General features: G+C 62.7%; 11 protein-coding genes and 1 tRNA gene. 3 read left to right on the top strand and 9 right to left on the bottom strand.

Annotation, left to right across the window (positions count from 1 at the left end; translation table 11 throughout):
• Positions 1-3 precede the first annotated feature (3 nt).
• Positions 4-801, bottom strand: a complete 798-nt coding sequence (locus CLU91_RS19385; RefSeq protein ID WP_100875444.1) for an enoyl-CoA hydratase — start codon at positions 799-801, stop codon at positions 4-6.
• Between the two features lie 42 nt (positions 802-843).
• On the bottom strand, positions 844-1473 hold the full coding sequence (locus tag CLU91_RS19390; protein WP_100875445.1) for a head GIN domain-containing protein: 630 nt from the start codon (positions 1471-1473) through the stop codon (positions 844-846).
• A 174-nt stretch (positions 1474-1647) separates the two neighbouring features.
• On the opposite strand from CLU91_RS19390, the gene CLU91_RS19395 reads away from it, so the two are divergent.
• A complete protein-coding gene (locus CLU91_RS19395) occupies positions 1648-2208 on the top strand; it encodes a flavin reductase family protein (RefSeq protein WP_100875446.1) in 561 nt (186 codons plus the stop codon).
• A gap of 136 nt (positions 2209-2344) precedes the next feature.
• Here the strand turns inward: CLU91_RS19395 and gdhA are convergent, their stop codons facing one another.
• Positions 2345-3688, bottom strand: a complete 1344-nt coding sequence (gene gdhA, locus CLU91_RS19400) for an NADP-specific glutamate dehydrogenase (RefSeq protein WP_100875447.1) — start codon at positions 3686-3688, stop codon at positions 2345-2347.
• A 262-nt stretch (positions 3689-3950) separates the two neighbouring features.
• On the opposite strand from gdhA, the gene CLU91_RS27940 reads away from it, so the two are divergent.
• Positions 3951-4547 carry a hypothetical protein gene (locus CLU91_RS27940; RefSeq protein WP_157814738.1) on the top strand — a complete coding sequence of 199 codons (597 nt, stop codon included), beginning with the start codon at positions 3951-3953 and terminating at the stop codon, positions 4545-4547.
• A gap of 84 nt (positions 4548-4631) precedes the next feature.
• Here the strand turns inward: CLU91_RS27940 and CLU91_RS19405 are convergent, their stop codons facing one another.
• The 5 genes from CLU91_RS19405 to CLU91_RS19425 form a co-directional block, all read right to left on the bottom strand.
• Positions 4632-5879, bottom strand: coding sequence for a DUF819 family protein (locus tag CLU91_RS19405; RefSeq protein WP_100875448.1), 1248 nt, complete (start codon positions 5877-5879; stop codon positions 4632-4634).
• A 184-nt stretch (positions 5880-6063) separates the two neighbouring features.
• Positions 6064-7425, bottom strand: coding sequence for a prephenate-dependent tRNA uridine(34) hydroxylase TrhP (trhP, locus tag CLU91_RS19410; protein ID WP_100875449.1), 1362 nt, complete (start codon positions 7423-7425; stop codon positions 6064-6066).
• Between the two features lie 118 nt (positions 7426-7543).
• Positions 7544-9976 carry an acyl-CoA dehydrogenase gene (locus tag CLU91_RS19415; RefSeq protein ID WP_100875450.1) on the bottom strand — a complete coding sequence of 811 codons (2433 nt, stop codon included), beginning with the start codon at positions 9974-9976 and terminating at the stop codon, positions 7544-7546.
• Between the two features lie 123 nt (positions 9977-10099).
• Positions 10100-10432 carry a hypothetical protein gene (locus CLU91_RS28725; protein WP_100875451.1) on the bottom strand — a complete coding sequence of 111 codons (333 nt, stop codon included), beginning with the start codon at positions 10430-10432 and terminating at the stop codon, positions 10100-10102.
• A gap of 290 nt (positions 10433-10722) precedes the next feature.
• A tRNA-Phe gene (locus CLU91_RS19425) sits at positions 10723-10798 on the bottom strand.
• A 119-nt stretch (positions 10799-10917) separates the two neighbouring features.
• Here CLU91_RS19425 and CLU91_RS19430 point away from each other — a divergent pair.
• Entirely contained in the window at positions 10918-11688 is a 771-nt protein-coding gene (locus CLU91_RS19430) for a hypothetical protein (protein ID WP_232730803.1), read from the top strand.
• A gap of 41 nt (positions 11689-11729) precedes the next feature.
• On the opposite strand, the gene CLU91_RS19435 is transcribed toward CLU91_RS19430, so the two are convergent.
• Complete coding sequence (locus CLU91_RS19435) at positions 11730-12167, bottom strand: hypothetical protein (protein WP_100875453.1); 438 nt, start codon at positions 12165-12167, stop codon at positions 11730-11732.
• Between the last annotated feature and the right edge of the window lie 206 nt (positions 12168-12373).

Below are 12373 nucleotides of genomic sequence, written 5' to 3' on the forward strand. Positions count from 1 at the left end.
ATATTACGGCCGCGCCCAGTTGGGCGGCCGCTTTTCCAGGAAGGCGGTGACGCCTTCGTCCGCATCCTCTTCCATCATGTTGCGAGCCATCACGTCGCCCGCATACGCATACGCCTCGTCCAGCGGCAGCTGGCGCTGTCGGTAGAACATTTGCTTGCCGTAGCGGATGGCCGTCGGGCTTTTCGCCATGATCTGCTGCGCCAGGCGCGCCACGGCCTCGTCGAGTGCCGCGTCGGCCACCGTTTCGTTGATCAGGCCCCAGTCGGCGGCCGTGTCGGCGTCGATGAAGCGGCCCGTCACCAGCATGTCGAAGGCCCGCTTGGGCGAGACGTTGCGCGACAGGGCCACCGACGGCGTGGCGCAAAACAGGCCCACGTTGATGCCGGAGACGGCAAAGCGCGCGGACGCGCCCGCCACGGCCAGGTCGCAGCTGGCGACCAGCTGGCAGCCGGCCGCCGTGGCGATGCCATGCACGCGGGCAATCACGGGTACGGGCAAGGTTTGAATGGCTTGCATCACGCGCGAGCATTGCGCGAATAGGGTCTGATAATAATCAAGCTGGCGCGTAGCCTGCATCTGGCGCAAATCGTGGCCCGCGCAAAAGGCTTTGCCTTCGGCGGCCAGCACCACGCAACGCACGTGCGGCTGCTGCGCGATGGCATCGAACGCCTCTTGCAGCGCGCCCAGCATGGCTTCCGACAGGGCATTGAATTGCAGCGGACGGTTCAGGCGCAGGGTGACGAGGCCAGCCTCGTCCTCGCGCAGCACCAGCGGTGCTTGCGGGTCATGTGTTGCGGTCATGCGGTCTCCAGTGGCCTGATGGCCTTGTTGTTCTAGGAAATCTTATTTGGCGGCATTGACGCTGCCGATACCGGCGATCGACTTGTGCACGATCTTCGGCTTGCCGTAATAGATCAGTTCGCCCATGCCGCGCACCACGGCGTTCAGTTCGCCCGAGGAATACACTTTGACGGAGCCGATGCCGTCGAAATTGACGTCGACGTTTTTCGCCAGCAAGGCTTTCGTATCGACTTCGCCCACGCCTTGCGCCTTCAGGCGCAGCCAGTCGACCTGGCCATCGGCGGCCAGGCGGCCCGCGCCCTTGTAGCTGATGTCGACTCTTGGACCATTGAGCTTGGTCAAGATCTTCTCGCCCGCGCCTTCCGCGATCAGCTTGCGCAAGGTGGGCATGGTGATGATGACGCGCGGGTCGCCCTCGGTCTTCTTGATATCTTTATCCTTCATGGAAATTTTCAGCTCGCCATCGACCACTTCCGTGATGACGCCGCTGAGGAATTTCTGGTCGCCGCGCAGCAGCAGGCTTTGTTCCTTGCCCGATTCCACTTCGATGCTGATGGGGCCGCGGATGTCGATGGCGTTGAAGGCGGCTACCGTGCGGGTTTGCTCGTCGGCATGCGCGAGGGTGGACAGGCAGGCGAGGGACAGGACGGACAACAGGAACAGAGGGCGCATGGCGGTTTCCTTGAGTAGTTGATCAGTGTATTCTATTGTGCAACATCTCCATTGGGGAGAACTTTGCGATGAACGGCACAAATCGCGGCGCGGATGACAGCCGCCGCCGGCCAGCCGCGCGCCCGGCAAGGCGCCGTTGGGCTATGCTGTGGCGTACCGCGTCCTGGAGCCTGCATGAAAAATTACCACAAAGAAGATTATCCCGTCGCCGATATCCGCCGCTTCCTCGAACCGGGGCCCGTGGTACTGGTCAGTTCCACGTGGCAGGGCGAGAGCGACGTCATGACCATGGCCTGGCACATGTTGATGGAGTTCACACCATCCTTGCTGGGCTGCTTCATTTCCGATGCGAACCACAGCTATGAAATGATCAAGCGCAGCATGGAATGCGTGATCAACCTGCCCACGGCCGACATGGTCGACCAGGTGGTCGCCATCGGCAATTGCAGCGGCGAAGACACGGACAAGTTCACCGCCTTCGGCCTCACGCCGCAGCCGGCCGAGCTGGTGGGCGCACCGCTGATCGCCGAGTGCTACGCCAACTTCGAATGCAAGCTGGCCCAGGTGTCGGGCAACCCGAAAGGCGGCTTCTTCATCTTCGAGTGCGTGAAAGCCCACGTGGCTACGTCGCCCAAGCTGCCGGAAACGTTACATTACCGCGGCAACGGCGAGTTCATGGTGTCGGGGCGGACCATCAGCCGCAAGAGCCTGATGAAGCCCGAGATAGACACCTGACCAAACCTACTGCGCGTCGATATAGGCGGCCTGCGATGCTCACCGTACTTGAGTACGGTTGCGCTTCTTAGCCACCTCTATCTTCCGCTCGCTACGGTTTTGTCAGGTGTCGTGAGGCCGCTTAAATCACCCCCCCTTAAATCACCCCTTGCGCCAGCATCGCGTCAGCGACTTTGACGAAACCGGCGATATTGGCGCCATCCACATAGCTGACCGTGCCATCGGCGCGCGTGCCGTATTGCTTGCACGCGGCATGGATGCCTTGCATGATCTGCAGCAAACGCGCGTCGACTTCTTCGCGCGGCCAGGAAATTCGGGCCGCGTTCTGGCTCATTTCCAGGCCGGACGTGGCCACGCCGCCCGCATTGCTGGCTTTGCCTGGCGCGTACAGCACGCCGGCCGCTTCGAAGGCCTTGGCTGCCTCGATGGTGGTGGGCATGTTGGCGCCTTCGGCCACGCATTGCACGCCGTTGGCGATCAAGGTGCGCGCATCATCGATGTTCAATTCATTTTGCGTGGCGCAGGGCAGGGCGATGTCGACCGGCACATGCCATGGCGACACGCCCGCCTCGAAGCGCACGCCCGTGCGCACAGCGTAATCGCTGACCCTGCCGTACAGGTGGTTCTTGATTTCCATCAGGATGGCCAGCTTTTCCGGCGTAAAACCGTCTTCATCGATGACGGTGCCGCTGGAATCGGAGACGGTGATGACTTTCGCGCCCATGGCCATGGCTTTTTCCACCGCGTATTGCGCCACGTTGCCCGAACCGGAAACGGACACGCGCATGCCTTCGAACGAGCGGCCCCGCGTTTTCAGCATTTCCTGCGCAAAATACACGGTGCCGTAGCCCGTCGCTTCCGGCCGCATCAGCGAGCCACCGAAGCTGGCGCCCTTGCCCGTAAACACGCAGTCGGCGCGGTTGCTGAGCTTTTTCATCATGCCGGCCATATAGCCCACTTCGCGCCCGCCCACGCCGATGTCGCCGGCCGGCACGTCCGTGTCCGAACCCACGTGGCGGAACAGTTCACTGACGAAGGCCTGGCAGAAGCGCATCACTTCGCCCGGGCTCTTGCCCTTCGGATCGAAATCGGCGCCGCCCTTGCCGCCGCCCATCGGCAAGGTGGTCAGGGCATTCTTGAATGTTTGCTCAAAGGCGAGAAATTTCAGCACGGATAAGGTGACGGACGGGTGGAAGCGGATGCCGCCCTTGTACGGCCCGATGGCCATGCTGTGCTGGATGCGGTAGCCGCGATTGACTTGCACTTGCCCATGGTCATCGACCCACGACACGCGGAACATCACCACGCGCTCCGGCTCGATCAAGCGTTCCAGCAAGCCTTGTTCCGCGTATTTCGGGTGCTGTTCCAGGAACGGCCACAAGCTCTCCATGACTTCGGTGACGGCTTGCAGAAACTCGGGTTGACCTGGATTGCGTGCGGCGACATGCTGGACATACTCGTGAGCAGATGCGTATTTCATCAGAATTCCATGGAGGTAATCGGTTATTTGGGCAACTATCATCGCAGATTTCGCACAAAAATGGTGCGGAAATTTGGTTTTGAGGGGTTTCTGCTACATTCTGGGGCGCATTTTCCGGCTGGCCGGCGCGGCAAAACAGGTAGTGCTCTGGTGGTTTTTAAGAATTGTTTATTTATTGAAAGATTGACAGATCCCAATCACCCCTGTGGGTAGTCAGGCAAGAATGACTTGCTGTTTGCCAACTTTGAATGGGGGAATCCTTATGTTCAAGTGTCTTGCCACTAAAAGCGCGCCTATCGTCATCGCCTTGCTTTGCGCGCACATGCTTTCCGGATGCGTAACAAAGACAGTGCCAGTGGTAGCATCGGCCTCAAGCTATGAATGCAGGCCGACGCCAGTCGATGGCTTGCCCATGGCGGGGGAGGGTGCGTATGGATGCCATTTTCAACTGCTCGATACGGAGACGAAAGCAATTCTCGTCAATACACCGTATTCGCTCGACGTCTATGCACCGTCGAAATCGGCAGCCTCAGCAACACCCTTTCTCACTACACTGAAAGGTGTGACCGATGCGCATGGGCGATCCGGATTCATACGGGCATCATTTCCCATCACTCCCGAGCGCATGCGATTTGTGCGGGTGGTGGGAAGCGGGCCATATGGCCTCAGTCCTCAATTGTTGCGCCCGACGGACGGCTCGGGCGTGGCCGGCATGCATTATCACGTGACAGGTTGCGGATACGATCAAACAGGCATTACCGATGAGCAAGGTCTTGCGCCCCTGTTTCTCAGTGTATCCGAGTGCAAACTGAAAGCGGCTTTTTACATGTGCCGTAATGGCAAGTGCCCGACCAAGTGACGTCTCCGTCGCCTCCTTGCGCAGCCCATAAACGACAACGCCAGCCCGCAGGCTGGCGTTGTCGTCACTGCGCTGCCAGGAGCGTCACCCCGCCATGCCGCGCAGGATCAAACCCGTGATGTAGGCGCCATAGGTGCCCAGCGCGTAGCCCAGCACGGCCAGCAGCACGCCGACGGGGGCCAGCGAAGGGTGGAAGGCGCTGGCGATGACGGGGGCGGAAGCGGCACCGCCGATGTTCGCCTGCGAGCCGACGGCCATGAAGAACAGCGGTGCGCGGATCAGCTTGGCGACGAGCAGCATCAGGCCGCCATGCACGGCGATCCAGATCAGGCCCAACAGGAACAGGAAAGGCTTGTCGAACAGGGCTTTCAAGTCCATGTGCATGCCGATGGTGGCCACCAGCACGTACAGCATGGCCGAGCCGATGGTCGAGGCGCCCGCGCCTTCCAGGCTGCGCGCTTTGGTAAAGCTCAGCAGCAGGCCGAAGGTGGTGGCGAGCACGACGATCCAGAAAAAGTTCGACGTCAGGCTGTAATCCTGCAGGCGCCACTCGGCGGGCAGGGTGGCGATCCAGCTGATGATGGGGCCGGCCAGGAAGTGTGACAGGCCCGTCACGCCCAGGCCCACGCCGAGGATGATCATGATATCGGTCAGGCTGGCGATGCGCGCGTGCTGGGCCCGATAACTTTCGATGCTGTCCTTGAGCGCATTGATGGCGGATAAATCCGCGCCGGTCCAGCGGTCGAAGGCGCCCGCGCGGCCGGCCAGGAACAGCAGCACGGCCGTCCAGACGTTGGCCACCAGCACGTCGACGGCGACGAACTGGCCGAACAGCGTGGCGTCGACTTCAAACACTTCCTTCATGGCCGCCTGGTTGGCGCCGCCGCCTATCCACGAACCGGCGACGGTCGTCATGCCGCGCCAGGTGTCGCCCGCCACCGTTTCCGGGTGGATCAAACGCAAGGCTTCGAACGAAACGAGGGCGCCCAGCATCACGCCCAGCGTGCCCGTCAAAAACATGATGATGGCCTTGGGGCCGAGGCGGATGATGCCGCCGAAATCGATGGCCACGCACAGCAGCACCAGCGCGCTGGGCAGCAGATAGTCGCGTGCCACGGCGTACAGGCCGGAGGCGTTGCCGTTGATGATGCCAAACGTGTTGAGCAGCGCCGGGATCAAATAGCACATCAGCAGCGACGGGATATAGGTATAAAACTTTTTCCAGAAGCCGTCTGCGCGGGAGGCTGTCCAGAAGACGGCCCCCAGGGTCATGGCGAGCAGGCCGAGGACGACGGCGTCGTTGGTGATGAGGGCGGTATTGGCAGGTGGCATCGGGGATTCCGGTGAACGTGTCAGGAACGCCCGGGATGCCGATAAGGCCCCCGGGTGCGAGGTGGCCGTATCGTATAGCAATGTTGAGGCTTAAACAAATTGTTTAAGCGGCGATGTGCGGATTTTTACTTGTCAAATCAAACACTTGGAAACTGCTACGCCACCTGGCGCAGCAGACTGGCGGTTACAAATAGCGGGCCAGCAAGGCCTTGTCGAGCGCCCCGTCGAGTTCGATGCGCACGAAGTGGCCGCTGCCGGGCGCGACCTGGATCTCCTTGCCATCGTCGCTGAGCATGCGCGCGATGGTGAAGTCGCGGTTGCCGCCCGGATGCAGGGCCTCGATGCGGTCGCCCACGGCGAAGCGGTTTTTCACTTCCACCCTGGCCCAGCCGTCCGTCACGTCCAGCACGTCGCCCACGTACTGGCTGCGGTCCGCCTCGGAGGCGCCGCGCATGTAGTTCTGGTGCGTTTGCGTGTGATGGCGCTGGTAAAAACCGTCCGTGTAGCCGCGGTTGGCCAGGCCTTGCAGCTGACCCAGCAGGCTGATGTCGAAGGGACGGCCCGCCACGGCGTCATCGATGGCCTGGCGGTAGACTTGCGCCGTGCGCGCCGCGTAGTACAGCGACTTGGTGCGGCCCTCGACCTTCAGCGAATCGACGCCGATTTTCACCAGGCGCTCGATATGCTCGACGGCGCGCAAGTCCTTCGAATTCATGATGTAGGTGCCGTGCTCGTCTTCGAGGATCGGCATCAGCTGGCCCGGCCGCTGGGCTTCTTCGATAAAGTAGGGCTGGTCGGCCAGCGGGTGGCGCGGCTGCTGGTGCAGGGCGGAAAACGCATTGTTGTCGGCCTCGGCCAGCGCCTGGTGAAATTCCAGCGGCACCACCTGCATGCCGCCCAGGTCGCCGCTGGCGTCCTCGGACGCATTTTTCACCTTGTAGTCCCAGCGGCAGGAATTCGTGCACGTGCCCTGGTTCGGGTCGCGGTGGTTGAAATAGCCGGAGAGCAAACAGCGGCCCGAATAGGCGATGCACAGGGCGCCGTGGACGAACACTTCGAGTTCCATTTCCGGGCAGCGCTGGCGGATTTCCTCGATCTCGTCGAGCGACAGTTCGCGCGACAGAATCACGCGCGTCAGGCCCATGCGGTGCCAGAATTTCACGTCAGCCCAGTTGACGGCATTCGCCTGCACGGACAGGTGCACGGGAACGTCCGGCCACTTGTCGCGCACCATCATGATCAGGCCCGGGTCGGCCATGATCAGGGCGTCCGGGCGCATGGCGATTACCGGTTCCATGTCGCGCAAATACGTTTTCAGCTTGGCGTTGTGGGCGAAGATGTTGCTGGCAACAAAGAATTGCTTGCCGCGCGCATGCGCGCCATCAATGCCCTCCTGCAAGGCTTGCAAGGTCGAAAAATCGTTATTGCGCACGCGCAAACTGTAGCGCGGCTGGCCCGCATAGACGGCGTCGGCGCCATAGTCGAAGGCGGCATGCATCTTGGCCAGGGAGCCGGCAGGCAGGAGGAGTTCGGGAGCGTGGCGCATGGAAGATGGGCAAAGCCGGCGATTGTAGGCCGGCTGGCCATGGATTTCCTTGCCTGGGGTCAAAGGATTGCAATATGGCGGCGCGCAATGCGCCGCCGTGCCGCTGAGCAGCCTGTAATTATTTTGGCGTCAGGGCGTACCGGCTATCGCTCATCCTCGGGTTCGCCGCCTCGCTCCCGTGCGTGGCGCGCTTGTCGCCGGGTGCCACCACGCCCGCATCATCGCGCGGATAGGCATCTTGCGTTGCCAGCACTGCGGCGGGCGCAAAATCGTCGACCTGTATCAAACCATCGACCAGGCGCGCGAATTCCAGCAAGGTATTGTGCTCCTGGCCGCTGACGGTGCCCGCCGCCTTGGCCGTCACCAGCCACTGCTGCATGGCGGACAGGCTTTGCGGCAGGTGCCGCAGGGCCGCGCCTTCGGGCGTGTCTTTCAGGCGTTTTTCGATGGACAGCACGTCCGGCAGCAGGGTCAATGCCCGCTCGGCGCAGGCCACGGGGTCGCTGGTTTCGCTGGCAACATGGCCGTCGGCCAGCAGGCGTTCGCGGTCGGCGCCCGGCGTTTGCAGGGCCAGCGCCACTTCACTGCCCAGTTCGTCGGACGGCGGACGGTGGGGCAGGCCAAACGGGAACAGCAGGGTACGCAGCAGCACGGCCAGCACGCGCGCGGGGAAATTGTCGAGCACGCCCGTCAAGCCCTGCTGCGCCTTGACCAGCGCATCTTGCAGCGACCAGTGCACATAGGGCAGGTCGGCCTCGGGCTGGCCATCGTCCTCGTAGCGCTTCAGCACGGATGACGCCAGGTACAGCTGCGCCAGCACGTCGCCCAGCCGGGCGGACAGCCGTTCGCGGCGCTTGAGTTCGCCACCGAGCACGAACATCGACATATCCGTCATGACGGCAAACGCCGTCGACAGCCGCGTCAGGGCGCGGTAATAGGGCGCCAGTGCGGGCGCGCCGGCGTCGGGCACGGCCGCCAGGCGCGCGCCGCCCAGTCCGTACCAACATCCCCTGGCCAGGTTGCCCAGCACAAAGCCCACGTGGCCAAAGAAGGCCGCATCGAAATCGCGCAGGGCCTTGCGGCCGTCGCTTTCGCTGACGGCGGCCATTTCCCTGAGCACATACGGGTGCGCGCGGATGGCGCCCTGGCCGAAGATGATCAGGCTGCGCGTGAGGATGTTGGCGCCTTCGACCGTGATGGCGATGGGGATTTGCTGGTAGGCGCTGGCGAGGAAATTGTTGGGGCCAATACAGATGCCCTTGCCGCCGAGAATATCCATGCCGTCGTTGACAAGCGCGCGGCCCCGTTCCGTGACGTGGTATTTGACGATGGCGGAAATGACGGCCGGCTTTTCGCCCAGGTCGACGGCGTGCGCAGCCAGGGTGCGGGCCGCGTCCATCAGGTACAGGTTGGCGCCCATGCGCGCCAACGCTTCCTGCACCCCTTCGAACTTGCCGATCGGCATGTTGAACTGGCGCCGCACGGCCGCATACGCGCCGGTGCCGCGCACGGCCATCTTGCCCATGCCCACGCTGGACGAGGGCAGAGAGATCGCGCGCCCCGCCGCCAGGCATTCCATCAGCATGCGCCAGCCTTTGCCCACCTGCGCCTGGCCGCCGATGACCCAGTCGATGGGGATGAAGACATCGTTGCCGGACGTGGGGCCGTTCTGGAACGCGGCGTTCAATGGGTGATGGCGGCGGCCGATCACCACGCCGTCGTGGCTGGCGGGGATCAGCGCGCAGGTGATGCCCGGTGCATCGTTGTCGGAGAGTAAATGGTCGGGATCGCTGGTCTGGAATGCCAGGCCCAGCAAGGTCGCCACGGGCGCCAGCGTGATATAGCGCTTGTTCCAGCTGAGGCGGAAACCCACAGTGGCGCGGCCCTCATGCATGCCCATGCACACGACGCCCAGGTCGGGAATGGCGGCCGCGTCGGAACCCGCATACGGGCTGGTGAGGGCGAAACACGGGATCTCGGTGCCGGCGGCTAATCGCGGCAGATAATAATCTTTTTGCGCCTCGGTGCCGTAGTGCAACAACAATTCGGCCGGCCCCAGCGAATTGGGCACCATCACGCTCACCGCCAGCGCCGAGCAGCGGCTCGACAGCTTCATCACCACCTGCGAGTGCATATAGGCGGAGAACTGTTTGCCACCGTATTGTTTCGGGATGATCATGCCGAGGAAACCCTGGCTTTTCATGTAGGCCCAGGCTGGCGGTGGCAAGTCGAGTTGCTGTTGCGTTTCCCAGTCATTGACCAGTTCGCACAGCCGCTCGACGTCATGCTCAAGAAAGTGGCGTTCCTCGGCCGTGAGCGTGGCGCGGCCATAGGCATGCAGTTTTGTCCAGTCGGGCCGGCCGGAAAACAGCTCGGCATCCCACCACGTGGTGCCCGCTTCGAGCGCGTCGCGTTCCGTGTCGGACATCGTCGGCAGGATGCGCTTGAACAGGGCCAGCAGGCGCGGAGCAAGCAGGGCGCGGCGCACGGGGCCGGGCGCGAACAGCAAAGCCAGGCCCAGCAGGGCCAGCATCAGTATGATCGTCAGCATGCGATATCTCCCTGTGTAATAAGGACAGGGTAGGCGCATATGGCCGATGTTACCGTGCGGTACAGCGCATACGCACAACGCCAACCGCATGGGTTGGCGTTGTGGTGTCTGGCGTGGGGCGTATTAGCGTTGTGGCACGACAATCACCGTATCGCCCGTCTTGCCCTTGGCGCCCGTGTCGCCTTTGGCGCCTGCATCACCGGCGGCACCAGCGTCGCCCTTGGCGCCATCGTTGCCTTGCATGCCGCTGTCGCCGGTCTGGCCCGTGGCGCCGGTGGCACCGGTCGCGCCTGCAGGGGCTTCGGCGCCCGTGGCACCGGTAGCGCCGGCAGGACCAGGCGCGCCGGCAGGGCCGGGAACGACTTGCACGACGGTCGGCGCGGGTGGCGCTTCGCGCTGGCAAGCGGTCAGGGCGAGGGTAGAGGCGAGCGCGAGCAATATCAGGGTAGGTTTCATGATGCATCCTTTGGCAGTGTGCCGTTATGTACGGAACGGCTCGACGGCGTCGGGCGCGAGTTTCGCATGGCGGTGTGGCGGGGAGAGCTGACCTGTCACCCCGTCTGCCGTGTCGCGCAGGGCGCTGGCGGCGGGGAGGGTGTGTGATCTGCCTGCAGCATGGGCCCTTGCGCGGCTGCAGTCCGTACGTTTGCGTACATAGCTGGCGATGGATGGCATGGCGTTGTTTGCAGGAGAAAACAAAAAAGCCAACCCGAAGGTTGGCTTTTTGCTATGCACTGCTGAATTCTTGGTGGCCCGGGGCGGAATCGAACCACCGACACAAGGATTTTCAATCCTCTGCTCTACCGACTGAGCTACCAGGCCAAGGCGGCGAATTATAGCAGAAAGACTTTCCACCTGACCAGAGCTAGCTGTGTTCAAATGCAACAGATGGCCAAAACATGGTGTTTTGGCATCCTTGTATGACCTGAAGGGATGTGGCGATGCAGCGATGTATTGGAGTGCAGGGCCTGGCGGCTGTGGGCTTGTTCAGTTTGTTTTGCGGTACGGCGCGGGCCGATGGCCTGGCCGATCTGAATGCGGCGCTGGCGCGTTTGCAGGGCCAGATGCCGATCAAGGCGCAGGTCGAATCGAAAACCTGGCGCCGCGAGGGCGAGGGCAAGGCGGCGGAAGACGATAGCGGCCAGGCGACGGTGGCGGTCGACAGCGGGCCGGCGGGCTTGCAGGTGCTTTACGGCAAGGACTTGCTGGCGAAAGTGGAAGCCGAGCAGCGCGCCAGGGTGAAGGATCCGAAGGTCAAGACGCCGATCGGCTTTGCGCTGGGAGAAATGAAGGCGACGGAGCTGCGTTCCATGGTGTCGGCGGCGGACTCCCTGTCGCGCGAAATCGAGGAAGCCGTGTTCAGCGGCGAGAAGATGGATAGCTACAAGGGCAAGCCGGCGCGCCTGCTCAGCTTTACCTTGTCGCTCGACAAGGTGCCGGAAAAGGACCGCAAGTATGTGAAGAAGTTCGAAGGCGGCATCGAGGTGTGGATCGCCGCCGACGGCACGCCGCTGGCCAGCCATTTCCACTTTGACGTGAGCGGACGCGCTTTCGTCGTCATCAGCTTTACGCAAAAGACGGACGAGACGCGCCAGTATGGCGTCAGCGGTGACCATTTATTGCTGCTGCGCAAGGAAAGCAAGAATGCCACCTCGGGCGCGGGCGAGAAGGTGGAAAGCAAGATCATCAAGACCTTGCAACTGCAGTCCTGACCTGTTGCAGAACCCCCCAAGCCGCTGATCCAGCGGCTTTTTTACATCGCCGAGCTGCCGCCCAGGCCGCTCTTTTGCAGCACGCAGCGTCCCGCTTCGCAGGTGGCGCCCGGGTCCGTGACGATGGCGCAGGTCGACATCATGCTGTCTGCCTGCTGCTGCTTGCGGCTCGCCTCGGCTTGCGCCTGGGCCAGTGCCTTGAGTTTCTTGCCGTCATTATCCTTGCTGGACCAGGCCAGGTAGCGCTCGGGCCCGCCACAGGCCTTGGCGCCGATGGCGAGGGTCTGGCATTGCTGCGTGGAATCGCAGACGGCGGCACCCACTTCCGCCTGGATTTGCGCCAGCAAGCTGGCATTGCCGGGGGCGGGCGGTGCATCTTGTGCGGGGGCGCTGCCGCAGGCGCTGGCAGCGAGCAGCAGGAAGCTGGCGCACGCGGCGCGCAGCAGTGGCAACAGGGCGGAGTAGGTAGGCGTTTGCATGCCTTCATCATGTGCCACGCTTGCGTAAATGGCAAGCGCGATTCGCGCTTGGCCAGAACCTTGATCCCGGTCATTTATATTATCAACCCGTCAAAGTTAATATAAATCAACATCCAATCAGCGATGTACGGGTGGCAACCGGGCCGGTGCGCTGTATTCCCGCGCCGGCGCGTGCCGCCGATTCGGGAATGTTTCCAGGAGTTAGA

This window comes from Janthinobacterium sp. 64 (genome assembly GCF_002813325.1).
In the GTDB taxonomy this organism is placed as follows: domain Bacteria; phylum Pseudomonadota; class Gammaproteobacteria; order Burkholderiales; family Burkholderiaceae_D; genus Janthinobacterium.

Coding starts and splice junctions, on each gene's coding strand:
- CLU91_RS28725 (WP_100875451.1), bottom strand. CDS start 10,432: ATGAAACCTACCCTGATATTGCTCGCGCTCGCCTCTACCCTCGCCCTG.
- gdhA (WP_100875447.1), bottom strand. CDS start 3,688: ATGAAATACGCATCTGCTCACGAGTATGTCCAGCATGTCGCCGCACGC.
- CLU91_RS19390 (WP_100875445.1), bottom strand. CDS start 1,473: ATGCGCCCTCTGTTCCTGTTGTCCGTCCTGTCCCTCGCCTGCCTGTCC.
- CLU91_RS19415 (WP_100875450.1), bottom strand. CDS start 9,976: ATGCTGACGATCATACTGATGCTGGCCCTGCTGGGCCTGGCTTTGCTG.
- CLU91_RS19435 (WP_100875453.1), bottom strand. CDS start 12,167: ATGCAAACGCCTACCTACTCCGCCCTGTTGCCACTGCTGCGCGCCGCG.
- CLU91_RS19395 (WP_100875446.1), top strand. CDS start 1,648: ATGAAAAATTACCACAAAGAAGATTATCCCGTCGCCGATATCCGCCGC.
- CLU91_RS19405 (WP_100875448.1), bottom strand. CDS start 5,879: ATGCCACCTGCCAATACCGCCCTCATCACCAACGACGCCGTCGTCCTC.
- trhP (WP_100875449.1), bottom strand. CDS start 7,425: ATGCGCCACGCTCCCGAACTCCTCCTGCCTGCCGGCTCCCTGGCCAAG.
- CLU91_RS19385 (WP_100875444.1), bottom strand. CDS start 801: ATGACCGCAACACATGACCCGCAAGCACCGCTGGTGCTGCGCGAGGAC.
- CLU91_RS19430 (WP_232730803.1), top strand. CDS start 10,918: ATGCAGCGATGTATTGGAGTGCAGGGCCTGGCGGCTGTGGGCTTGTTC.
- CLU91_RS27940 (WP_157814738.1), top strand. CDS start 3,951: ATGTTCAAGTGTCTTGCCACTAAAAGCGCGCCTATCGTCATCGCCTTG.